Source organism: Cupriavidus sp. 09_S30, from assembly GCF_056930435.1.
Window position 1 is genome coordinate 1,536,494 of sequence record NZ_JBXOWI010000002.1, and the last position, 22,571, is coordinate 1,559,064.

Genomic DNA, 22,571 nt, shown 5'->3' on the forward strand with positions numbered 1-22,571 from the left:
TTCCCCTTTGTCTGTTACCTGTCGCGCCCGCCCCGCGTGGCGAGCGCACGGGGCGCGGCATGCTGCGCCCTCTTCCTCACCGGAACGCCAACCATGAACCAGAAACGACGACTATTGCCTGCCCTCCCCGTCCTGCTGCTGTCCGCCATGCTGGGGCCGTTCGCCGCCGCGCACGCCGCGCCCCTGAAGATCGGCGTCACGCCCGGCGCGCTGGCCGATTCGGTCGAGATCGCCGCGGCCGAGGCCCGCAAGCAGGGGCTGGACGTCAAGGTGATCGAGTTCACCGACTGGACCACGCCCAATGTGGCGCTGGCCTCGGGCGACCTCGACCTCAACTACTTCCAGCACCAGGCCTTCCTCGACAACGCCATCAAGGAGCGCGGCTACGCCTTCAAGAGCGTAGGCGTGGGCGTGCTGCCGAATATCGGGCTGTACTCCAGCCGCGTCCAGCGCTTCGACCAGCTCAAGCCGGGCGCACGCGTGGGCGTGGCCAGCGACCCGGTCAACCAGGGCCGCGGGCTGCTGTTGCTGCAGAAGGCCGGCCTGATCGCCTTGCGCGCCGGTGTGGGCGCGCGCGGGGGGCTGGACGACGTGGTGTCCAACCCCAGGCAGTTGAAGTTCGTGGAGATCGAAGGGCCGCAACTCGTGCGCGCGCTGGACGACGTGGACCTGGCGCAGGGCTACCCGGCGCACTTCGTCAATGCCGGCAAGGCGAAGATCGCCGGCTCCGCCCTGCTCTACTCGGGCGTCGATGACGCCTACTTCGCGATCCGCTTCGTCAGCCGCCAGGACAATGCCGCCGACCCGCGTATCGCCCGCTTCGTCAAGCTCTACCAGGCATCGCCGGCAGTGCGCAAGCAGCTCAGCGCCTCCTATGACGACAACGACAAACTCTATAGCCTGCCCTGGCTGAAGCCCTGACGCCATGGCAAACGCAATTGCAATCGCGCGGCGCGGAGCCGCCGCCAGCGCGGACCAGGAGGTGGTGCGCGTCCCGCTTGCCGGGCATGACGGGGTCGCGCGGGGCCAGCCGGGCGACACCGCCGGTGCGGGTTCGATCGCCTTTGAGGGCGTGGGCAAGGTCTATCGCTCGGCGGCAGGCGAGGTCCACGCCCTGCAGGGGATCGACGCCGAGGTTCCCGCCGTCAGCATCTTCGGCATCATCGGGCGCAGCGGCGCCGGCAAGTCCAGCCTGCTGCGCACCATCAACCGGCTCGAACAGCCAAGCAGCGGGCGCGTGCTGGTCGACGGCGCGGACATCGCCGCGCTCGACGCCGCAGGCCTGGTCCGGCTGCGCCGGCGCGTCGGCATGATCTTCCAGCACTTCAACCTGTTGTCGGCCAAGACGGTCAAGGAGAACGTGGCGCTGCCGCTCAAGGTGGCGGGCGTGCCGCGTGCCGAGATCGAGCGGCGCGTGGCCGAGCTGCTGGGACTGGTCGGGCTGGCGGGCAAGGAGGATAGCTATCCTGGCCGTCTGTCCGGGGGGCAGAAGCAGCGGGTGGGCATCGCGCGGGCGCTGGTGCACCAGCCGGAGATCCTGCTGTGCGACGAGGCGACCTCGGCGCTGGATCCGGAGACCACCCAGTCCATCCTGGCGCTGCTGCGAGACATCAACCGCCGCTTCGGCCTGACCATCGTGCTGATCACGCACGAGATGCGCGTGATCCGCGATATCTGCGATCGCGTGCTGGTGCTGGAAGGTGGCCGCGTCGCCGAGCAAGGGCCGGTCTGGCAGGTGTTCGGCGAGCCGCGCCATGCCGCCACCCGTGCCCTGCTGCGGCCGCTGGAGGCCGACCTGCCGGAAGATCTCGCGCTGCGGCTGCAGCCCGCGCCACCGCTGCGCGGCAGCTACGAGCAACTAGTCGAGCTGCGCTATACGGGCAAGGAGGCACAGCGCGGCGCAGCCACCGGCGCCCCCGATCTGGCCCAAGTTGCCTCGGCGCTCGGCGGCCGCGTGCGGCTGCTCCATGCCGGGCTCGAGCGCATCCAGGGGCGGACCCAGGGCCGCTTGCTGGTCGCCGTGCCAGGCAGCACCGCGCTGCCGGCGCCAGCATCTTCCGCCCATCCTGAATCGTCCCTTCCGCAAACCAAGGTCCTCGGCTATGTCCCCGCTCACGATTGAACGCATCTCGCAAGGCTTGCTCGACACGCTCACCATGGTCGGCGCCTCGGCCTTGATTGCCGTGGCCGCAGGTATCCCGCTGGCGCTGGTGCTGGTGCTGAGCGCCCCGGGGGGCGTGCTGCCCGCGCCGCGCCTCCATCGTGTGCTGGGCAGCCTGGTCAACGGCTTCCGCGCCACGCCCTTCATCGTGCTGCTGGTCGCGCTGCTGCCCTTCACCCGGCTGGTGGTGGGCGCCACCATCGGCGTCTGGGCCGCCGTGGTGCCGCTGGCCGTCAGCGCCACCCCCTTCTTCGCCCGCATCGCAGAAATCAGCCTGCGCGAGGTCGACCGCGGGCTGGTGGAAGCGGCCCAGGCCATGGGTTGCGGACGCTGGCACATCGTCTGGCACGTGCTCCTGCCCGAGGCCCTGCCGGGCATCGTAGGCGGCTTCACCATCACCGTGGTCTCGCTGATCGGCGCCTCGGCCATGGCCGGCGCGGTGGGTGCCGGCGGCCTGGGCGACATCGCCATCCGCTACGGCTATCAGCGCTTCGACACCACGGTGATGGCCGTGGTGATCGTGCTGCTGATCGGTATGGTCAGCCTGATCCAGTGGGCGGGCGACCGCTGGGTGCGGCACCTGCGCGCACGTTGACGCACGGCGGGCAGGGTCCGGGCCTTGGCGGCCCGGAAATCCTGGGCCAGGGCCGCGGCTCCCCGCGGCCACCCTGCCCACCCTCCCCGGCCTAGGCGGCCTGGGCGGCCGCCTTTCCCCTTCAGGCCGCGTGCTGCAGACTCACGTGGCGGCTTGCGGGGAACAAGGGCGCGGCGCGGTCTGCCGCGAGACGGATGCGCGCGGCCAGCGCGGCGCTGCTGACCTGGTAGTTCTCGAAATCCGCCGGTCCGGCGAAGACCCCGATCGGCAGCGTCAGCGCCTGCAGAAAGCCGAACAGCGGGCGCAGCTGATGTTCGAGCACCAGCGCATGGCGGTCACTGCCGCCGGTGGCGGCCAGCAGCACGGGCTTGTCGACCAGCGCTTCCTGCCCGACGAGGTCGAACAGGTGCTTGAAATGACCGGGGTAGGAACCGCGGTAGACCGGCGCCGCCACCAACAGGAGGTCCGCGCTCTCGATCGCCTGCAGCTCCCGCTCGACGGCCTCGGGCAACTCCTGGCGCGACAACGCCGCGCCCAGCGGACGGGCGATCTCGCCCAGGTTGACGATGCGGCTGCGCAGCAGCAGCCGGTCTTCCAGTTCTGAGAGCAGCGCCTGCAGCAGGGCGAGCGTGCGAGACGGTTGTTGGGCGCTGCCGTTGACGGCGACCACATTGAGTTGAACAGCCATGGGGAATCTCTCCAGTCGGATGGATGGGGTAGCGCCTTCCGAGGTTCACGAGGTGCCCTCGGGCAAGGCCGCGCGGCGTGCCGCGGGAAGGCAGCGGCGCAGCGGCGGCGGCAGGTGCCGGCCGCTGGCGACGTGCAAACGATAACGCGGCGCCGGCGCGCGCCGAAGGACGCATTTCGACTATGGATAGATGCCGCCGGCGCATATCGGCATGCGGCGGATGCCTTGCCTGACACCCCTCCCCACAAAGCGAGCGCGGGACATGAGGCGCGGGGAGACGTGCTTCCCAGGGCGTCACGTTTGGAATCGTTTGGGGAGCAAGGCCCCGGCTAAGATTCCGCGCGCGGTACCGAGCGCGCGGCGGGAAGTCCGGCCCTGTTGCCGCTCGCGCTCCCGCACCATCGACCGGAGGCCACCGACCATGCGACCCTTCATCTTCCTCATGCTCGTCCTGCTGCCCGGCATCGCGCCCGCGCAGGATGCCAACAAATGCCGCCAGGGCGGACGGATCCTCTACCAGGAACGCCCTTGCCCAGCCGGCTACGCGGATATCACGGGCACTGCAGCATTCGCCGCAGACAGAGAGGACAGCGCGGACGGCACGGGAAGGAACATGGCGGACCGCACCGGCGGCGCGCTCTCCATCATCGGCAAAAGCCCGGCGGTGCGGCAGCAGGAGCAGGAATTCCTGGCACAGCGCGAACAGCAGGAGCGCCAGTACCAGGCGCGGCTGGCAGAGGAACGGCGCAGCCTGGAGCGGGCCGAGCGCAGCCGGCTCCAGGCCTGCCTGCGCATCGAGCGCCGCGCCCGCTCGAATGCCGCCGCCACGCGGCGCACGCGGGGTTGGGATGGCCAGGAGGAGCGCAAGCGTACCCGGCGCGAATTGGGCGATGCGCAGCGCTGGTTGGGCTGCCGCGGCTAGCGGCGGGTTCGGCTGCCTAGCTGAACCACGTGCCGGACAGCAGCGCCTTGGCCACCATGCCAAGTGCCACCAGCCCGGCCACGACGGCGAAGCCCTGCTGCAGGCGCGGGCCGCTGATGCGCTTGGAGACCAGGCGCCCGCCCAGCATGCCCGCGATGGCGCCGCCGGCGAACGGAATGCCCACCTCCCAGTTCATGCGGCCGGCGATGGCGGTGGAAACCACGCCCGAGGTCGAGACCAGCGTGATCACGGCCAGCGAGGTGGCGACGATGGCATGCATCGGCGCATTGGTTGCGCGCCGCAGCGCGGGCACGATGACAAAGCCGCCGCCCACGCCCAGCAGGCCGGACAGGAAGCCTGCGCCGACCCCGGAGGCGGCCAGTGCGCGGGTGCAGGCAGCGGTCCAGATGAAGCGTCCGCTGCTGTTGTCGAGCTGGCAGGGCTGGGGCGGTCCGGCGGGAAAGGGTTGCGCCAACTGTCCCGCGGGCGCGGTGGCCTGGCGGAACATGCGGATCGAGACATAGGCCAGCACGGCGGCGAAGATCAGGGTCAGCGGGCCGCTGGGCAACTGGTGCGCCAGCCACAGGCCGAGCGGGGAAATGACCACGCCGGCCGCGGCCATCAGCGCCGCCGCGCGGTAGCGCACGATGCCCGCGCGCAGTCCGATGACGGCGCCCACGGCGGCCGATACGCCGACTGCCAGCAGCGCGATCGGCCCGGCCTCGGCCACGCTCAGATGCATGATGAACAACAGCAGCGGTACGGCCAAAATGGCGCCGCCGGCACCGGTCAACGCCAGGATCAGGCCGACTACACCGCCCAGAATCGCACTGCTTTCCATCTTTGGCTCTCTTTCCTCTTGATCATTGATCGAATCACAAAACCGCTCCGCCGCAGGCCGGCGGACCGTTGTCGATCGTTGGGGCTATGCCGATAGAACCATCAAGAAGCGTGCCAACCCGGACGTTCTTGGAAAGTCATATTTAATCAGCAGCTTAGTCGGCACCAGCGCACATTGCCAATCGGCATGCTGGCAGTGCGTGGCAGTCTGGCAGTGCGGTGGCAGTGCCAGACCGGCACCCTCCGGGGCCGCGTTCAGGCCAGGCCCAGGGCTTTCAGGCGGCGATAGAGCGTGCGTTCGGACAGGCCCAGCGCGGCAGCGAGTTCGCGGCGCGTTCCGCGGAAGGCAGCCGCGCGCTGGCGCAGTTCGGCCTCGCCGAGCACGCCGACGGGCGCCGGCATGGCCGGTGCCGCGGGCGCGCCCTGGCCGAGCCCCGGCGGCAGGGCCTCGAGGCCGATGACGCCGCCTTCGGCGAACAGCCGGGCGCGTTCCAGCACATTGCGCAACTCGCGGATATTGCCCGGCCAGTAGTGGGCTTGCAGTCGCTTCATCGCCTCCGGCACGACGGTAAGCGGTCGTCCGCCGGCGCCGCCGCGCTGCAGGAAGGAAGCCACCAGCAGCGGGATGTCGTCCAGCCGCGCGCGCAGGGGCGGCAGGTGCACGGGGAACGCGCTGATACGGTAATAGAGATCCTGCCGGAACTCGCCCTGCGCGACCATTCTCTCCAGCGGCTTGTGCGTGGCCGCTACAAGGCGGAAGTCGGCCCGCAGGGTATCGACGCTGCCCACCCGGCGGAAGGTGCCGGACTCGATCAGCCGCAGCAGCTTGACCTGCATGGACAGTGGCACGTCGCCGATCTCGTCCAGAAACAGCGTGCCGCCCTGCGCGGTCTCCACCAGGCCTTTCTTGCGGGTGACGGCGCCGGTGAAGGCGCCCTTTTCATAGCCGAACAGCTCGCTTTCGAACAGCGTCTCCGTCAGGCCCGAGCAGTCGAGCACCACGAATGGCCCGCCGGCGCGCGCGCTCGCCTCGTGCACGGCATGGGCGAACAGTTCCTTGCCCGTGCCGGATTCGCCCAGCAGCAGTACCGGCAGCATCGATGGCGCCACACGCTGTAGTGCCCCGAGCGCGGCATTGAACATCGGCGCGCGCCCGACCAGGCCATCCGCGCTGGGCTGCGCCGAGGCGCTGCGTACCGTCGACAGGCGTTCGACGAAGGCCACTACTGCCCCGTTCTCGTTGAGGATGGGACGCAATTCCACATCGACGTGTTCCGGCCCGCGCGGCGTATGGTGAATGTGCAGCACGCGGTTGGGCCCCTTCGTTTCGCGCGCCTTGCGCATCGGGCAATGCTCGCCGGCCTGGTCGCAGGGTATGTCGTAGTGGTGCGAAACGCGGTAGCACTTGTGGCCGATATAGGGCCGGTCGACGGCGCCGAACTGGCGCCGGTAGGCGGTATTGGCCGCGAGAATGTTGTATTCGGGATCGAGCACGATGGTCGGTTGCGGATCGTGCTCGAGGAAGGAAATCAGCGCCTGGACCTGCGGCGCTGCCTCGCCGGCCTGGACCGTGGCGGGGCTGAAGATGTCGGCCATGGGGGGGCTAGCCTGGGGGAAAAGACAGGGCATTCTAGCAGGCACTGCCATGACTGCCAATTTGGCAGTCATGGCAGTGCGCAGGGGCTGTCAGTCGGGCGGGTGGCGGCTGCCGGACTTGGCTACGTTCGGTGTGCGCAGGGAAAAAGCGTTTTTATTCAATGGCTTGCGGGGCCGCGCACTGGCAGAAGCATGGTGGCATGAATCTTGTTTTACGGGGGCAGGCAGCGCCCTGCCGCATGTGACGCGGCGGGGTGCGACTCGAAATACCGCTGGCGGCCGCTCGCCGCCGCCCTCGAATTCCTGGAGATACCCATGTCATCGCGCTCCCGCATGCAGGTCGAAGGCTTCTTCGATCCTGGCACCTGGACGGTCAGCTACCTCGTGCTCGACCCCGAGACGCGCCAATGCGCACTGATCGACAGCGTGCTCGACTACGATCCGAAATCCGGCCGCACCGGCACCGCCAGCGCCGACCGGCTGGTTGCCCGCGTGCAGGAACTGGAAGCCACCGTGCAGTGGATCCTGGAAACCCACGTGCACGCCGACCACCTGTCAGCCGCGCCCTATCTCAAGCAACGGCTGGGCGGACGCATCGCCATCGGCAGCCATATCACCACCGTGCAGGAGGTGTTCGGCCGCATCTTCAACGCGGGCACCGAGTTCTGCCGCGACGGCAGCCAGTTCGACTGCCTGCTCGATGATGGGGAGACATTCGCCATCGGCCGGTTGCAGGCGCGCGCCCTGCACACGCCGGGCCATACGCCGGCCTGCATGACCTATGTGGTCGGCGACGGCGCTGAGACGGCCGCCTTTGTCGGCGACACGCTCTTCATGCCGGACTATGGCACCGCGCGCTGCGATTTTCCCGGCGGCGACGCCCGCACGCTCTACCGCTCGATCAACAAGGTACTGAGCCTGCCCGCCGAGACCCGGCTGTACATGTGCCACGACTACCAGCCGGGCGGTCGCGAGTTGCGCTTCATCAGCACGGTGGCGAACCAGCGCGAGCAGAACATCCACGTGCGCAACGGCATCAGCGAGGACGAGTTCGTCGCCATGCGCCAGGCGCGCGACGCCACGCTGGGCATGCCGACGCTGATCCTGCCCTCGGTGCAGGTCAATATGCGCGCCGGCCAGTTGCCGCCCGCCGAAAACGACGGCACGCACTACCTGAAGATCCCGCTCAACGCGCTGTAATACGCCGCGGCGCGCGCAGGAGGGTGGCAGGCGCCCTCCTCCCGGAGCCCGCCGCTTGCCCCCCTTTACCCCATCCGGCTCCCACCTGGACGCCCGCGCCGCGCAACGGCCGGACGGCAGGCCGCCCCCACTGGAGACCTCCCATGGAAATCCGCACCCTGACGGACGAGTTGTCCGTATCCGCCCAGATCACCAGCGCCGACGTGACGGCAATCGCTGCGCGCGGCTTTCGCGCCATCATCTGCAACCGGCCCGACGGCGAAGCGCCGGACCAGCCTGGTGTGGGCGAGATCGAACGTGCGGCGCAGGCTGCCGGGCTCGCCCTGCGCTACCTGCCGGCCGCGCCCGGCAAGGTGAGCGATGCGCAGGGACGCGACTTCGCCGCACTGTTGGCCGAGCTGCCAAAGCCGGTGCTGGCCTACTGCCGCACCGGCACGCGCTCGGCGACGATGTGGGCGCTGTCGCAGGCCGGGCGCCTGCCGCTGCCTGAGATCCTGGAACGGACGGCGGCCGCCGGATACGACCTCACGGGCGTGGTGCGGCGCGTGGCCAATGGTGGCAGCACGCCGCTGGATGTCGCCGACGCCAGCCACGAAGTCGTCATCATCGGCGGCGGCGCGGCCGGTACCGCGGTCGCCTCCAGTCTGCTGGCGCGCAGCCCGGGCCTGGATATCGCCATCATCGATCCGGCCGACGTGCACTACTACCAGCCGGGCTGGACCCTGGTGGGTGGCGGCGTGTTCGACGCGCGTGCCACCGCGCGCGCCATGGGCTCGGTGCTGCCGCGCGGCGTGCAATGGATCAAGGCGGCGGTGGCGGCGTTCGAGCCGGAGCACGATGCGGTGATCCTGGACGGCTGCCGCGTGGTCAAGTACCGGCAGCTGGTGGTCTGCCCCGGGCTGAAGCTGGACTGGGACGCGATCCACGGGCTGCCGGAAACGCTCGGCCGCAACGGCGTGACCTCGAACTACCGCTATGACCTCGCGCCCTACACGTGGCGCCTGGTGCAACAGCTCTCGGCAGCCGGCGGCGGCAAGGCCGTGTTCACGCAGCCGCCGATGCCGATCAAGTGCGCCGGCGCGCCGCAGAAGGCCATGTACCTGTCGGCCGACCAGTGGCAGCGCGACGGCGTGCTGGGGCGGATGGACATCCAGTTCTGCAATGCCGGAGCCGTGTTGTTCGGCGTGCCCGATTACGTGCCGGCGCTGATGGGCTACGTGGAGCGCTACGGCATCGGGCTGAATTTCGGCCAGACGCTGGTGAGCGTGGATGGCGCCGCGCGCATGGCGACCTTCCGGCGGGCGCTGCCAGACGGCGGCAGCGAGATCCTGACGCGCGAATTCGACATGCTGCATGTGGTGCCGCCGCAGAAGGCGCCGGACTTTATCCGCGTGAGTCCGCTGGCAGACGCCGCCGGCTGGGTCGACGTCGACCCGGCCACGCTGCGCCACAAGCGTTACGAGAATATTTTCGGGCTGGGCGATGCCGGCAACACGAGCAATGCGAAGACCGCGGCGGCGGCGCGCAAGCAGGCGCCGGTGGTCGCGCACAACGTGCTGGCGCTGCGCGGCCAGGCCCAGGGCGAGGCGAGCTACGACGGCTACGGCTCCTGCCCGCTGACGGTGGAGCGCGGCAAGGTGGTACTGGCCGAGTTCCTGTACGGCGGCAAGGTGGCCCCAAGCTTCCCGCGCTGGTTCATCGACGGCACCCAGCCGTCGCGTGCGGCGTGGCTGCTGAAGGAGCGCATCCTGCCTCCGCTGTACTGGGAAGGCATGCTCAAGGGGCGCGAATGGCTGGCCCAGCCGGCCGTGAACGCCTGATCCGCTGAAGGGCTGAAAGGCTGAAGGCCCCGGCGCCCGGCCGCACGCCTCCCTTCCCCGCCATCCAGGTGCCGCTGCCCGCGGGTTTGCGGCCGCAGGCACCGCGATGGCGTGCAAAGACGTCACATGGGCCTTGTCCTGGCGACGCCGCCCCTGCAGAATACGTCCGCAAAAATACAAAGCCTTCGGGCAGGACATAGACAGGGAGAAGGGATGAGATTGCGCAGGGGAATGGCCCCCGTTGCCGCCGGCACGGCGCTGCTGGCTGGGTGTGCGACCGGGCCATCGTACGACGAGGTGGCACAGTCGTTCCCGCCGCTGCGCGATGGCCAGGGGCGCGTGTTCTTCCTGCGCTCGGCTTCGGCCATCGGTTCGGCCATCCAGCCGGAGCTGCGCGTGGACGAGGAAGTGGTCGGGCGCAGCCGGCCCGGTGGCTTCTTCTTCGTCGACCGTGCCGCCGGCAACTATGTCGCCTCGGGCACCACCGAGGTCGAGACCCGCTATCACTTCGACCTCGGCGCAGGTGAGACGAAATACCTGCGCAGCGCCATCACCATGGGCTTCCTCGCCGGGCGTCTGCAACTGAGCGAGGACGCCAGCACCAACGCCAGGCAGGAGTTGATGACCTTGGCGTACACGGGGGACCTACCGCTGGCCGGTAGCGCGCTCGCCACGAGCACCGCTGCGCCGGCCGCCCCTGCGCCCGCGGTGCAGGCCAGGGTGGAGCCGGCACGCACCCCCGCGGCACCCGACAGCCGCAAGCCGTCCAGCAGCGTCCCGCAGGGCGATGCCGCGGTGCGCATGGACGACCTGCGCTATCTGCTGCCCACGCGCTGATTCGCGGCCGCAGCTCGCGGCTTCCTGCGCCTTCCATCCAGACCCGATCATCCAGACCTTGACGAGCATGCTTCGACCGATCCCCCGTGCCGCCGTGTTGGCGACCCTTTCCGTGCTCTGCCAGTCGGCCGCGCTGCCGGCGCATGCAGCCGGCCCCGAGCTGCCGCAGATGCGCGCCAAGCTGGGGCAGAGCCTCTACGCCGTGCGCGCGCTCGGCCCCAGCGACGCGCCCTTGGCAGAAGGTTCGGCCGTGGTGATCGGCCCGGGCCGCCTGGTCACCGCCTGCCGGGTGCTGGCCGGGGCGCGCTCCATCGCGGTACGCCGGGACAATGTCAGCTATGGCGCGACGCTGGAGGCGCCGGACGTCGAACGCGGCCTCTGCCTGCTCCATGTCGATAACTTCCCCGCAGCGGCAGCCAGCCTCTCGGTTGCGGTACCTGCGTTCGGGCAACGTGTATTCGCCGCCAGCGCCGACACCACGGGCGTCTCGGTTGCCGAGGGCACGATTGCCGGCCTGCATGCGGGCGCGGACGGCAAGCTCGACCGCGTCGAGGCCGCCACGTCCCTGCGGATCGCGGCCGGCGGTGGCCTGTTCGACGAAAGCGGGCGCCTGGTCGGGCTGGTCGCCGGCGCCCGCGGCGAGGAAGGCGGGCTGATCAAGGCCGTGCCGGCCGCCTGGATCGCGGCCGCGGCCGAGCGTGGCGCCACGGCCGTGGCCCGGTATCGCGCGCAGGCCCCGGCAGCGGCGGGCATCGACGCCGCGCGCCCGGCTGCACCGGTAGCCTCCGCCGGCGCCGCGCCAGGGTCGCCGCGTGTCGGCGAGCTTTGGCGCTATGAGCTGGTCGACAAGATGACCAATGCGCGGCGCGAGGTCAGCTACAGAGTCGACCGCATCGAGGGCGAGCGTGTGATCTTCAACCAGGGCGCGCGCATCGAAAGCCCGGACGGCCGCGTCACGCGCATCACGACGCCCAGCGGCGGCGACTTCGATGGCGCTTCGCCGCCGGGCGGCTGGGTGCCGGCCGACGTCAAGGTGGGGTCGCGCTGGAAATACAGTTACCGGCTGCCGGCGAGCGGGCTGGAGGCCGAGCTGAGCGGTGAGGCGACCGGCGAAACCACCATCAATGTGCCGGCGGGCAGCTTCCGGGTGCTGCGGCTGGCTTACGAGGGCTACGTGGCGAGGCCGTTCTATGGCTTCACCGGCGGCGGCAACGCCAGCCAGGTGCCCTATTCCGCCGTGGCCTGGTACGCGCCCGAGCTCAAGCGGGTGGTCCGCTTCGATGCCCGCTTCTCCTCTCGCTGGTCAATGCAGGACGAAAGCCTGGTGTTGATGGAGCATCGCCTCGACTGAGTCCGGCCGGCAGCCATCGAGACGGCTGCCCCGCTATACGCCGACGGCGCCGGCGACGGGAACTCCCTTCCTCAGGCCTGCAGGCCGGCGCGACGCTCCCACTGCGGCAGGCCGCTGAAGCGTGCTTCCAGGAAATCGATGAAGGCACGCACGCGTGGCGGCATCAGCCGGCGCTGCGGCATCACCGCGTAGATGCCCGAATCGGGGATCGGGTAGTCGGGCAGCACGGGTTCCAGCAGTCCTGCGTCCAGCTCGCGCCAGACATGCCAGACCGAATGCAAGGCAATGCCCATGCCGGCGACCGCGGCATCCGCCAGCAATTCGCCCGTATTCGCCTCGATGCGGCCCTGCACGCGCACGGCGATCTCCGACCCGTCGCGGTCCAGCATGGTCCAGACGTCCTGGCGCCCCTGGGCACCGGTCAGCAACAGGCACTCGTGCCCGGCCAGGTCCTGCGGCGCGCGCGGCCTGCCGCGCCGGCGCAGGTAGTCCGGCGAGGCGCACAGCAGGCGCTGGTTGGCGGCGAGCTTGCGTGCCACCAGGCTGGAGTCCGCCAGCGTGCCGATGCGCACGGCCAGGTCGAAGCCGCTGCTGACCAGGTCCAGTACCTGGTCGGTCAGGTTGATGCTGATGCGCAGGCCGGGATGGCTGGCAAGGAAATCCGGCAGCAGCGGCGAGATGTACTGCCGGCCGAAGGAGGCCGAGGTGGTCACGCGCAGCGTGCCGCTCACGCCGGTACCCGCCTGGCGCAGCGAACTGCCCAGGGCTTCGAGGTCGTCGATCAGCGCGCGCCCCTGCTCGGCCAGCACGGCGCCTTCCGGCGTCGGGTGCAAGCGGCGCGTCGTGCGATGCAGCAGGCGCACCCCCAGATCCGCTTCCAGCCGCTTGAGCCGTTGGCTGGCCACTGCCGCCGACAAGTCAAGGCTGCGCGCCGCCGCGCTGATCGAGCCGAGGTCCAGTACCCGCAGGAAGAGCCCGATGTCGCCGATCCGGTCCATGATTATCAAGGATTTGTTTAAACTGATTATTGATCATGCCGGTTTTTCGAGAAGATGCCTAGGGGCAAACTTGCCTGCTCTTACGCCCCGAGGTACTCGATGGCTACCGTATCCCCCCTTGACCCCGCTTCCGCTGGCGCCGGCACATCGCGCCAGCGGTTGCCCATCGCGCTCTATGCACTGACCGCCGGCTCCTTCGGCATCGGCTGCGCGGAATTCGTGATCATGGGCCTGCTGCTGCAGGTGTCCACCGACCTGCACGTGTCCATCGCCGCCGCCGGCATGCTGGTGTCCGGCTATGCGCTGGGCGTGTTCGCCGGCGCCCCGGTACTGACCTTGCTCACGCGGCGCATGCCGCGCAAGGCCGTGCTGCTCGCACTGATGGTGATCTACACGCTCGGCAATGCTGCCTGCGCGTTGGCTCCGGATTACGCCACGCTGATGGTGGCGCGCGTGCTGACCTCTCTCACCCACGGCACCTTCTTCGGCGTCGGCGCGGTGGTGGCGACCGGCCTCGTGCCCGAGGCGCGCAAGGCTTCGGCGATTTCGATCATGTTTTCCGGGCTGACCCTGGCCACGCTGCTGGGCATGCCGGCGGGCGCCTGGCTGGGCCTGCACTACGGCTGGCGCGCGACCTTCTGGGCGATGACGCTAGTCGGGCTGGCCTCGCTGCTGGTGATCGCCCTGCTGGTGGAGCGCAGCCGCGACGCGAGTGCGCCGGTCTCGCTGCGCGAGGAATTGCTGACGATGGCGCGGCCGCAGGTGCTGCTCGGCCTGGGCATGACCGTGCTGCAGTCAATGGGCATCTTCGCCGTGATCACCTACGTACAGCCCCTGCTGACGCGCGTGACCGGCTATGGCGAGAGCGCCGTGTCGCCCATCCTGCTGCTGTTCGGCGGCGGCATGATCGTCGGCAACCTGCTGGGCGGGCGCCTTGCCGATCGCCGTCCGGCGCTGGCCGTGCTCGGCAGCCTGGCAACCCTGGCGCTGGTGCTGGGGGCGATGACCTTCGCCCTGCACGGCAAGGTGGCCATGGCGGGCTTCGTCGGGCTGCTGGGCATCGCGGCGTTCGCCACGGTGTCCCCGCTGCAATTGCGTGTGTTGCACCATGCCCGGGGGCCGGGTCAGAACCTGGCGTCCAGCTTCAATATCGCCGCCTTCAATCTGGGCAACGGACTGGGGGCCTGGCTGGGCGGCCAGGTCATCGACGGTGGGCCCGGACTCGTTGCGCTGCCCTGGATAGCGGCCTTGCTGCCGTCGTCCGCGCTGGCGGTAGCCCTGTTCAGCGTCTGGCTGGAAGGCGCGCGGGCGCGGCCGGCCATCGAGCCGGTGGCCCGCTCCTGCTGAACCGGGGTGCCGGCGCTAGCGCGCCGGACCTTGCCCGCCGTCGCCGTAGGGCCCGCTGTCTTCGCTGTACGCTGCGAGCTTCTGCATCGCTTGCGCGGCGATGGCCAGCGTGGCCCGCTCCTCCTGGCTCAAGGCGCCGTCGAGCGCAGCCGCCAGCCAGCGGCTGCGTGCCGCCATATCGTCGGCGAGCAGCCGCTTGCCCTTCATCGTCACGCCGACCAGGGTTTCGCGCCGGTCGGCTTCGTTGCGCTCGCGCGAGATGCAGCCGGCCTGCTCCAGGCCTGCCAGGATCCGGGTCAACGATTGAGGCTGCAGCCGCTCCAGCTCCGCCAGCCGGTTCGCCGGCATCGGGCCTTGCCGGTTGAGGGTGCTCAATACCCCTAGCGCAGACAGCGGCGGGCCACCGTCCGGGCGCTGCGCGCGCAAGCGGCGGCCAAGGGCCAGCACGGCGCGCAGAATAGATTCCACGTGATCGCTTTCCATCTCCGCAATATACTACGCAATGCGTATTAATATGCTGTCTACCCGCACCAATAAAAGATCGAGCGGGGACTGAGGAGACAATGATGGGAGTGAAGGCACATATCGAACAGGTCTTGCGCTGGTCCGGCGAGGAAGAGGCCGGACTGGCCGAAGCCCTGGCAGCGGCATTCGGCATGGGTGTTCCGATCCTGCTGGCCGGAATGGCCGGCGCCTTGCCGGTGGGGATCGCGGCCGCACTGGGCAGCATGGCCGTCAGCGGCGCAATCCGCGGGGGCACTACCCGCGAACGATGGCTCGCGTTCCGGGCGGCCTTCGTGCCGGTGCTGCTGGCCGCGGCCACGGGCGTGGCGCTGGCAGGCCATGGCGTGCTGACGAGTGCGTTGACGATCAGCCTGATCGGCACGGTGGCCCTGGCTAGCGGATATAGCCGTCCATTGGCCATAGCCACGACGCGTTTCACTCTGTTTCTGCTGATGACCATCGGATTTGCCGGCGGCGAGGGGCTGCACGCGGGCGTGCTGCTGCCGATCACGGCGGGCGCCTTGTGGACGGCGCTGCTGGGCCTGATGTTTGCAGCCATTGCGGGGGTCGTGCGGGCGCCCGCCGCGGGGGCGGCGATTGCCGCGGCAGCGGGGCCGACGGCGGCACAGAAGTTCCGGCGCTGGCGCTCCACCTTGTGGCAGGCGGCCGGCTGGCAATATGCCTTGCGCCTCAGCCTGGCGCTGGCGGCAGCCATGGCGCTGGGCGCAGCCTGGCCAAGCCGCCACCTGGCGTGGATCGCGATGACGGTGGCGCTGCTGACGCAGCGGCAACCCGAACCTTTCTCTGCCAAGTCGACACAGCGCATAGGCGGCACCGTGCTGGGGGTGGCGATCGCCGCCCTGCTCGCCGGCCACCATCTCGGACTGTGGACGCTGGCGCTCGGCACCGGCTTGCTGGCGAGCGTGCGGCCGATGCTGCGCACGCGTAACTATCTGGCCTATTCCGCGGCCATGACGCCCCTGATCATGATCATCCTGGACGCCCGCGCACCGCTCGGCAGCAGCCTGCTGCTCGATCGGATCGGCGCCACGCTGGCAGGCGCGGCGCTCGTGCTGCTGGCGGATCTCGTCGCGGTGAAGGTGCTGGCCCGCTCCGGCAGCACAGGCAGCACGGGCGCGCCGGCTACAGCGAATCGCACAGATAGGCCGGCCTGAGCGCGCGGAAAGCCTGCTGCGACGGCTCGGGCTCGGCAGGGCCTTCGGGGCGTGCCAGTGTACTCAGGCGCGTCACCTGTACCGAGCAAGCCTTGGCGCCGGCTTCACGCCAATAGCGCAGCTCATACTCGGCGCCCGCCAGCGGCACGAAGGAAACGCCGGCGGCGCAGCGGTATTCTTCGCCGCCCTGCGACCCCGTCGACGTGACGGCGATATAGAGACGCTTGCCGGCCGCCAGCCAGCGCTCGCGCGTCCGGCCGGGCGGCTCGGGGGATTGGCCGCCGATAGCCAGCTTTGGCTGCGCGCCGATTGCCGCGAGCTGTTGGCCGGTGCCGGCCAGCACCTGCACTCTTGGCGTTTCAGGGCAGCGCGCCGGATCGAGTACCGTGAACGTCGTGTTGTTGTCCGTGCTGGTGAGCAACCGGACCTTGGCAGCGGGCGTGCCGCCCTCTACGTGATAACGCGGCATGCAGGCAGCCAGCAGGGAGGCGGCTAAGGCCCATAAGGCCGCCGCGGCGGGTACGGTCCAGCGCGTTCTGGCCTTCGGCATGGTGGCAGCGTGGAGTGGCGCACGCGCACAGCATACCTGTTTGCGCACGCTGCCGGTACGTGCCCGCCGGATGGCATGCGCTACTGCACACACATGCCTCCGCACCCGAGCTGCATGGCGCGGACAGGCCTCAAGGCGTGAGCCGGCTTCGCCCGCGACGGAGCATGGCGCGTGCCTTTGCCGAAACCGGGAGGCCCGAGGGAGGCGGCCGGCGCGGTGGCTTGCCCGTCCCACCACCCCCACCACCCCGGGCGGCAAATGCCGCTTCGCCCTGCGCCTCGCGCATGACGCGGTATTCCTCCAGCAATGCCTGCTGCTGCGCAATCTGCGCGGAACTGTGCTCGAGGGCCCGCGCCAGCGATTCCACCCGCCCTTCCAGTTCACGTTCGGCCTCGGCCAACTGCTGCAGGCGTTGCCGCGATGCCGCGCGCTCTTCTTCCAACCGCTTCTCCCCTTCCCTGGCCGTCTGCCGGCTTGCATCCAGTTCCCGCTGCAAGCGGCGCACGTCGGCATCGAAGCGCGCCACCAGCAGCGCGCGCTCGCCGTCCGCGGCTTCGCGCTGGGCAATGGCGGCTTCCTGCTGCTGGCGCGTTTCCATTCGCGCTTCGGCCAGGGAAGCGCGCACGGCATCGAGCTCGGCGCGCAAGCCGGCAGCCTGCTGTTCGGCCTGCCGTGCGCGGTCGGCCGCCTCGTCGCGGCTACGGGCGAGCTCCGTGCGGGCCTGCTCGGCGGCCTCCAGCCTGGCCGTCAGTACCGCGCGCTCCTGTTCCAGCGCTGCCTGGTCCGCCGCCAGCGCCTCGCGGCCACGCTGCAGCGCGGCTTCGCTTTCCGCAAATTCGGCAGCAAGCGCCGCCCGCGCCTGCGCCATCGCGGCCTCCCACAGGTATTGCGCGGCCTGGTTCACCGGTTCCGGCAAGGACGGAGCGGCAGCGAAGGCGTGCGGGTCCTGCAGGCGCGCCCCGAGGCCGGCGAACCAGGCATCGAGATGGGGGCTGACCGTATTGGGCGAACCCCGCCCGAGCTGCTGCCGGATGCGTTCGATGGTGGGCCGCTGGCCCGCCAGCAGCAGCGCGTCGGCGGCTTGCCAGACATCTTGCTCGGTGATGCCGCGCGAGCGGCGCTGGGTAGAAATCATGGATGGCTCGATAAGGTTCGATAAGAAGTACTTATCGTGACTTAATGCGTATGTCTGTATAATAACATACATGCCATGTAAGAAAAAATATGCCGACGGAACATACCGCCATTTCCTCGCCGGACGCGAGCGGCGAGGCTTCCCTTTTGCCGGCGCCGGCAATGCTGGCGCCGCAAGCGCGCCGCGCCGCAGCCGAGCTGGCGCGAGAAGGCGAGTCGGGCAACACGGTCGCCAGCTACCGCTCCGCCATGCGCTATTGGGAAGGCTGGTTTGCCCTGCGCTACGGCGCGCCGCTGAACCTGCCCCTGCCCCCCGCCGTGGTCGTCCAGTTCGTGGTCGACCATGCGCTGCGCACTACGCCGGCCGGCCTGGCCTGCGAAATGCCACCGGCGCTCGACGCGGAGCTGGTCGCGCGCGGCCTGAAGTCGCGGCCAGGCGCCCCGGCGCTGGCCACCCTGCTGCACCGGATCAGCGTGTTGTCGAAGGCCCACGGCGCGCGCGAGCTGCCCAACCCCTGCGCCGATGCCGCGGTGCGTGAGTTGCTGGCGCGCACACGCCGGGCCTATGCCCGGCGCGCCGCGCCAACCGGCAAGAAGGACGCCCTGACGCGCGAGCTGCTGCTGCGTGTGCTGGCCACCTGCGACACCAGCCTGCGCGGACTGCGCGACCGCGCCCTGCTGCTGTTCGCGTGGTCCAGCGGCGGACGGCGGCGCTCGGAAGTCGTGCGGGCTGGCATGGACAATGTCAGGCGGATCGCGCCGGGCGAGTTCGTCTATACGCTGCGCTGGTCCAAGACCAACCAGGGAGGCGATGCACGGGCGGCGGAGGAAAAGCCGGTGATCGGCGCCGCCGGGCAGGCGCTCGAAGACTGGCTGGCGGCAGCGGGCATCCGCGAAGGGGCGATCTTCCGGCGTATCCGGCGCGGCGGGCACGTGGGCGAGCCGCTATCGGATGGCGCGGTGAGGCGCATCGTGCAGGAGCGATGCGCGCAGGCGGGCCTGGAGGGAGATTTCTCGGCGCACTCGCTGCGCTCGGGCTTCGTGACCGAAGCCGCCCGGCAGCAGGTGCCGCTGGCCGAGACCATGGCGCTGACGGGCCACGCCAGCGTTGCCACCGTGGTCGGTTATTTCCGTGCGGCCGAAGCGTGGCGCTCGCGCGCGGCGGACCTGCTTGGCGGCGACGGCGACGCGGCCGCCGGCACGGGGGAGCGTGGCGCGGAATAAAAAACCCCGCCGGCCTTGCGGCCCGGCGGGGTCTTCAGTGCGGCAATGAAGCCGGTGGGCGGGACGCGCCTCAGTCCGCGTGGATGCCGCGGGACTTGATCAGCGGGCCCCACTTGGCCTGCTCGCGGCCAAGATAGTCGCGCAGCGCCGCCGGCGTGCTGCCGATCGGCTCGGCGCCGATGCTGGCCAGCTTCTTCTGCACGTCGGGCTGCTTCAGCGCATCGACCATGGCCTTGTTCAGCTTGTCGACGACGGCCGGCGGCGTGCCCGCCGGGACGAAGGCGGCAAACCAGGGCGAGAGTTCATAGCCGGGCAGGCCGGCCTCGGCCACCGTCGGCACGTTCGGCAGGGCCGTGGAGCGCTTGGCGGTGGTGACGGCAATGGCGGTCAGCTTGCCGGAGTCGATCTGCGGCTTGGCCGACGTGATGCTGTCGAACATATAGTCGACCTGGCCGCCCAGCAGGTCGCTCATGGCGGGCGCGCTGCCCTTGTACGGCACGTGCAGCATATTGACGCCGGCCATCGACGCGAACAGCTCGCCTGCGAGGTGGATGGAGGTGCCGTTGCCGGCCGAGGCATAGGTGTACTTGCCGGGATGGGCCTTGGCCTGCGCGATCACCTCGGCGACGGTCTTCTCGGCGTGCTTGGACTTGTTGGTCACCAGCACGTTAGGCACCACGGCCAGCAGGGAGACCGGCGCGAAGTCCTTGACCGGGTCATAGCTGAGGCGGCCGTAGAGGAAGGGGTTCACGGCCATGCCGTTGGCGACGATGATCAGCGTGTAGCCATCGGCCGGCGCACGTGCCACCATTTCCGCGCCGATATTACCCCCCGCGCCGGGACGGTTCTCCACCACCACGGCCTGGCCCATCGAGCGGCCCATCTCCTGGCCGAGCACGCGCGCGATATTGTCCATGGCGCCGCCTGCCGGGAACGGAACGATCCAGCGCAGCGGCTTGTCGGGATAGGCGGCGTGTGCCGTGCCGGCGCTCACGCCCAGGCCGAACAGAAGCGCCGCGGCGCAGGCGCGGCGAAGGTGAGCCGACAGGCGCGCGGACGGGCGCACAAAGGGTTTAGCGTTCAAGGTGTCCCCTCGGAATGGTTTGCGTTTTCTGGATGCCGGTCGTGGCGGCGGTAGTGGCAGATTAGCGGATTGACGACGGATGCTTGGCCAGCGGCGTCACGTGGATCTGCATATAGGGGAACAGCGGCAGCCCCGCGAGCAGCGTGTGCAGTTCGTCGTGCGATTCCACGTCAAAGAGGCTGTAGTTGGCATATTCGCCGACCACGCGATAGATCTGCTGCCACTTACCGCTGCGCTGCAGGTCCTGCGAATAGGCCTTTTCGCGCGCCTTGATCTCGTCGGCCTGTGCTGCCGGCATGTCGTGCGGAATATTGACGTCCATCCTGACCAGGTAAAGCATGGCGTGTCCTTTGATGCGATGAGTGGGTCGGGGCGCGCGGCTCAGGCGGCGCGCCGGTAGAACTTGAGCTTGTCTTCGTCCAATGCCAGGCCCAGGCCCGGACCTTCCGGCAGGTGCAGGCTGAAGTCGCGGTAGACAGGGCGCTCGACGACGATGTCATCCTTGAGTAGCAGCGGCCCGAACAGTTCGGTACCCCAGGCCAACTGCGGCAGCGTGCAGAAACCATGCGCGGCGGCGATGGAACCCACGCTGCCTTCGAGCATGGTGCCACCATACAGCGCAATGCCGGCCGCATCACCCACGGCGGCGGTGCGCAGCATGCCGTGGATGCCGCCGGACTTGGCGATCTTCAGCGCGAACACGTCAGCACCGGCGATGCGCGCCAGTTCCATGGCATCTTCCGGGCCGCACACGGCCTCGTCGGCCATGATCGGCACCACGAAGCGCGCGGCCAGCCGCGCCAGCGCGCCACGGTTCTCGCGCGGGGTGGGCTGCTCGATCAGGTCGACGCCGGCCGCTTCCAGCATGGCGATGCCGGTGGCCGCCTCGGCCTCGTTCCAGGCCTGGTTGACGTCCACCGTGACTCTTGCGCGGTCGCCCAGGGCCCGCTTGATGGCCGAAACGTGGGCCACGTCCTCGCGCAGCGCGCGCCGGCCGATCTTGAGCTTGAAGGTGTCATGCCGGCGCTGTTCGAGGAGCGCTTCGGCTTCCTCGATATCGCGCGCGGTATCGCCGCTGGCCAGCGTCCACAGCACCGGCAGCGTCGGGCGCACCGCGCCGCCGAGCAGTTCCACCAGCGGCACGCCCAGGCGCTTGGCCTGTGCGTCGAGCAGCGCGGTCTCGATGGCCGACTTGGCGAAGCGGTTGCCGCGTGCCACCTTGGCCAGCTTCTGCATCGCGCCGTGGATGTTGGTGGCGTCCACACCAGCCAGCGCGGGTGCCAGGTAGGTGTCGATGGTCAGCTTGATGCCTTCCGGGCTTTCGTCGCCATAGGACAGGCCGCCGATGGTGGTGGCTTCGCCCAGGCCCTCGACGCCGTCGCTGCAGCGCAGGCGCACGATGACCAGCGTCTGCCGCTGCATGGTGGCCATGGCGAGCTGGTGGGCCCGGATGGTGGGCAGGTCGACCAGGATGGCCTCGATGGCACTGACGCTTGCTTTCATACCTGAAGGATTTGGGTTGGACGTTGGGAAATCTGGGCTTGAGTATGCATGTTGACTTTGGCGGCGTCCAAGACCGAAGATGTCTCAATCAATACCTTGGAGGTATATGTGGAACTTCGTCACCTGCGCTATTTCCAGGCTGTCGCCGAGGAACTGAACGTAACGCGCGCGGCCGCCCGGCTCCATATCGCCCAGCCACCGCTGTCGCGCCAGATCCGGCAATTGGAAGACGAGATCGGCGTGCCGCTGTTCGATCGCGTCGGCCGCGGACTGCGGCTGACCGAGGCCGGGCGCTTCCTGCTGGAGCAGTCGGTGCAACTGACTGGGCGGATCGAGGAAGTGATCGAAGGCACACGGCGCATCGGCCAGGGCGACAAGCGCTGGTTCGGTATCGGCTTCGTGCCGTCGGTGCTGTATGGCTTTCTGCCGGAGCTCATCCGCGAGCTGCGTGCGGCCGACGCCCAGGTGGAGGTCGGCCTGTCCGAGCTGATCACGGTGCAGCAGGTCGAGGCCTTGAAGGCCGGACGCATCGACATCGGCTTTGGCCGTATCACCTTGAATGACCCGGCCATCGCCCGTTCGGTGGTAATGGCCGAACCGCTGGTGGCCGCGCTGCCGGCCGCGCATCCGGCGGCGGGCCAGCTGCCCTTGTCGCCACAGGCGCTGGCGCGCCATCCCTTCATCCTCTACCCGGCCCGGCCCCGTCCCAGCTATGCCGACCACGTACTCAGCCTGTTCCGCTCCCAGGGAGTGCAGTTGCGCGTCGTGCAGGAGGCCAACGAGCTGCAGACCGCGCTGGGCCTGGTCGCGGCCGGGCTGGGCATCACCCTGGTACCGGCCTCGGTGCAACGCCTGCATCGGGATGATGTGCGCTACCAGGCGATCGATGCGCCCGGCTTCACTTCTCCGGTCATCATGAGCTATCGCGCCGGCGACCGCTCTCCCTTCTTGGCGCGGGCCATCGCCTGGGTCCATCGCCAGGCTGGGCAGCTCTCCGAGGCCTCCTAGCCCGGGGGCTGGCGGCTGCCTGGGCTACCCCGCC

22 protein-coding genes are annotated in these 22,571 nt (G+C 69.5%); 12 read left to right on the forward strand and 10 right to left on the reverse strand.

Annotation, left to right across the window (positions count from 1 at the left end; translation table 11 throughout):
• Positions 1–147: 147 nt before the first annotated feature.
• The 3 genes from AC1Z3O_RS27035 to AC1Z3O_RS27045 are packed head-to-tail and all read left to right on the forward strand — an operon-like array spanning position 148 to position 2,756.
• Positions 148–921 (forward strand): MetQ/NlpA family ABC transporter substrate-binding protein, encoded by a 774-nt coding sequence (locus AC1Z3O_RS27035; protein WP_483522021.1) that lies wholly within the window; start codon positions 148–150, stop codon positions 919–921.
• A gap of 4 nt (positions 922–925) precedes the next feature.
• A complete protein-coding gene (locus tag AC1Z3O_RS27040; protein WP_483519207.1) occupies positions 926–2,122 on the forward strand; it encodes a methionine ABC transporter ATP-binding protein in 1,197 nt (398 codons plus the stop codon).
• Positions 2,103–2,756 carry a methionine ABC transporter permease gene (locus AC1Z3O_RS27045; protein WP_483519208.1) on the forward strand — a complete coding sequence of 218 codons (654 nt, stop codon included), beginning with the start codon at positions 2,103–2,105 and terminating at the stop codon, positions 2,754–2,756. Before AC1Z3O_RS27040 ends, AC1Z3O_RS27045 begins: the two co-directional genes overlap by 20 nt.
• A gap of 121 nt (positions 2,757–2,877) precedes the next feature.
• On the opposite strand, the gene msuE is transcribed toward AC1Z3O_RS27045, so the two are convergent.
• Positions 2,878–3,444, reverse strand: coding sequence for an FMN reductase (msuE, locus tag AC1Z3O_RS27050; RefSeq protein ID WP_483519210.1), 567 nt, complete (start codon positions 3,442–3,444; stop codon positions 2,878–2,880).
• Between the two features lie 421 nt (positions 3,445–3,865).
• Between msuE and AC1Z3O_RS27055 the strand changes: the two genes are divergently transcribed.
• Positions 3,866–4,366: a hypothetical protein gene (locus tag AC1Z3O_RS27055; protein ID WP_483519212.1), complete on the forward strand. Its 501-nt coding sequence runs from the start codon at positions 3,866–3,868 to the stop codon at positions 4,364–4,366.
• 16 nt (positions 4,367–4,382) lie between these two features.
• On the opposite strand, the gene AC1Z3O_RS27060 is transcribed toward AC1Z3O_RS27055, so the two are convergent.
• Both AC1Z3O_RS27060 and AC1Z3O_RS27065 read right to left on the reverse strand, forming a co-directional pair.
• The gene (locus tag AC1Z3O_RS27060) at positions 4,383–5,207 is read right to left on the reverse strand and encodes a sulfite exporter TauE/SafE family protein (RefSeq protein WP_483519214.1); all 825 of its coding nucleotides are present in this window, start codon (positions 5,205–5,207) and stop codon (positions 4,383–4,385) included.
• A gap of 254 nt (positions 5,208–5,461) precedes the next feature.
• Positions 5,462–6,802 carry a sigma-54 interaction domain-containing protein gene (locus tag AC1Z3O_RS27065; RefSeq protein WP_483519216.1) on the reverse strand — a complete coding sequence of 447 codons (1,341 nt, stop codon included), beginning with the start codon at positions 6,800–6,802 and terminating at the stop codon, positions 5,462–5,464.
• 315 nt (positions 6,803–7,117) lie between these two features.
• Here AC1Z3O_RS27065 and AC1Z3O_RS27070 point away from each other — a divergent pair, with 315 nt between their 5' ends.
• The 4 genes from AC1Z3O_RS27070 (at position 7,118) to AC1Z3O_RS27085 (ending at position 12,010) form a co-directional block, all read left to right on the forward strand.
• Positions 7,118–8,002, forward strand: coding sequence for an MBL fold metallo-hydrolase (locus AC1Z3O_RS27070; protein ID WP_483519218.1), 885 nt, complete (start codon positions 7,118–7,120; stop codon positions 8,000–8,002).
• A gap of 143 nt (positions 8,003–8,145) precedes the next feature.
• Positions 8,146–9,822 carry a bifunctional protein tyrosine phosphatase family protein/NAD(P)/FAD-dependent oxidoreductase gene (locus AC1Z3O_RS27075; protein ID WP_483519219.1) on the forward strand — a complete coding sequence of 559 codons (1,677 nt, stop codon included), beginning with the start codon at positions 8,146–8,148 and terminating at the stop codon, positions 9,820–9,822.
• Positions 9,823–10,053: 231 nt separating this feature from the next.
• Positions 10,054–10,659, forward strand: a complete 606-nt coding sequence (locus AC1Z3O_RS27080; RefSeq protein ID WP_483519221.1) for a DUF2846 domain-containing protein — start codon at positions 10,054–10,056, stop codon at positions 10,657–10,659.
• A gap of 67 nt (positions 10,660–10,726) precedes the next feature.
• Positions 10,727–12,010 (forward strand): S1 family peptidase, encoded by a 1,284-nt coding sequence (locus tag AC1Z3O_RS27085; RefSeq protein WP_483519223.1) that lies wholly within the window; start codon positions 10,727–10,729, stop codon positions 12,008–12,010.
• Positions 12,011–12,081: 71 nt separating this feature from the next.
• Here the strand turns inward: AC1Z3O_RS27085 and AC1Z3O_RS27090 are convergent, their stop codons facing one another.
• Positions 12,082–13,008: a LysR family transcriptional regulator gene (locus AC1Z3O_RS27090; protein ID WP_483519225.1), complete on the reverse strand. Its 927-nt coding sequence runs from the start codon at positions 13,006–13,008 to the stop codon at positions 12,082–12,084.
• A gap of 99 nt (positions 13,009–13,107) precedes the next feature.
• Here AC1Z3O_RS27090 and AC1Z3O_RS27095 point away from each other — a divergent pair, with 99 nt between their 5' ends.
• Positions 13,108–14,355, forward strand: coding sequence for an MFS transporter (locus AC1Z3O_RS27095; protein WP_483519226.1), 1,248 nt, complete (start codon positions 13,108–13,110; stop codon positions 14,353–14,355).
• Positions 14,356–14,370: 15 nt separating this feature from the next.
• On the opposite strand, the gene AC1Z3O_RS27100 is transcribed toward AC1Z3O_RS27095, so the two are convergent.
• Positions 14,371–14,823, reverse strand: a complete 453-nt coding sequence (locus AC1Z3O_RS27100) for a MarR family winged helix-turn-helix transcriptional regulator (protein ID WP_483519227.1) — start codon at positions 14,821–14,823, stop codon at positions 14,371–14,373.
• 98 nt (positions 14,824–14,921) lie between these two features.
• On the opposite strand from AC1Z3O_RS27100, the gene AC1Z3O_RS27105 reads away from it, so the two are divergent.
• Positions 14,922–16,034, forward strand: a complete 1,113-nt coding sequence (locus AC1Z3O_RS27105) for an FUSC family protein (RefSeq protein WP_483519229.1) — start codon at positions 14,922–14,924, stop codon at positions 16,032–16,034.
• On the opposite strand, the gene AC1Z3O_RS27110 is transcribed toward AC1Z3O_RS27105, so the two are convergent.
• Together AC1Z3O_RS27110 and AC1Z3O_RS27115 are read right to left on the reverse strand one after the other, a co-directional pair.
• Positions 16,003–16,584, reverse strand: coding sequence for a hypothetical protein (locus AC1Z3O_RS27110; protein WP_483519230.1), 582 nt, complete (start codon positions 16,582–16,584; stop codon positions 16,003–16,005). The genes AC1Z3O_RS27105 and AC1Z3O_RS27110 overlap by 32 nt on opposite strands.
• 130 nt (positions 16,585–16,714) lie before the next feature.
• Complete coding sequence (locus AC1Z3O_RS27115) at positions 16,715–17,719, reverse strand: DNA-binding protein (protein ID WP_483519232.1); 1,005 nt, start codon at positions 17,717–17,719, stop codon at positions 16,715–16,717.
• A gap of 89 nt (positions 17,720–17,808) precedes the next feature.
• Between AC1Z3O_RS27115 and AC1Z3O_RS27120 the strand changes: the two genes are divergently transcribed.
• Positions 17,809–18,942 (forward strand): site-specific integrase, encoded by a 1,134-nt coding sequence (locus AC1Z3O_RS27120; protein WP_483519234.1) that lies wholly within the window; start codon positions 17,809–17,811, stop codon positions 18,940–18,942.
• 70 nt (positions 18,943–19,012) lie between these two features.
• On the opposite strand, the gene AC1Z3O_RS27125 is transcribed toward AC1Z3O_RS27120, so the two are convergent.
• The 3 genes from AC1Z3O_RS27125 to AC1Z3O_RS27135 all read right to left on the reverse strand — a co-directional run bounded on the left by AC1Z3O_RS27125 (position 19,013) and on the right by AC1Z3O_RS27135 (position 21,529).
• On the reverse strand, positions 19,013–20,026 hold the full coding sequence (locus AC1Z3O_RS27125; protein ID WP_483519236.1) for a tripartite tricarboxylate transporter substrate binding protein: 1,014 nt from the start codon (positions 20,024–20,026) through the stop codon (positions 19,013–19,015).
• Positions 20,027–20,087: 61 nt separating this feature from the next.
• Positions 20,088–20,366, reverse strand: a complete 279-nt coding sequence (catC, locus tag AC1Z3O_RS27130) for a muconolactone Delta-isomerase (protein ID WP_483519237.1) — start codon at positions 20,364–20,366, stop codon at positions 20,088–20,090.
• 41 nt (positions 20,367–20,407) lie between these two features.
• Complete coding sequence (locus AC1Z3O_RS27135) at positions 20,408–21,529, reverse strand: muconate/chloromuconate family cycloisomerase (protein ID WP_483519239.1); 1,122 nt, start codon at positions 21,527–21,529, stop codon at positions 20,408–20,410.
• A gap of 108 nt (positions 21,530–21,637) precedes the next feature.
• On the opposite strand from AC1Z3O_RS27135, the gene AC1Z3O_RS27140 reads away from it, so the two are divergent.
• Entirely contained in the window at positions 21,638–22,537 is a 900-nt protein-coding gene (locus AC1Z3O_RS27140) for a LysR family transcriptional regulator (protein ID WP_483519241.1), read from the forward strand.
• Positions 22,538–22,571 lie beyond the last annotated feature (34 nt).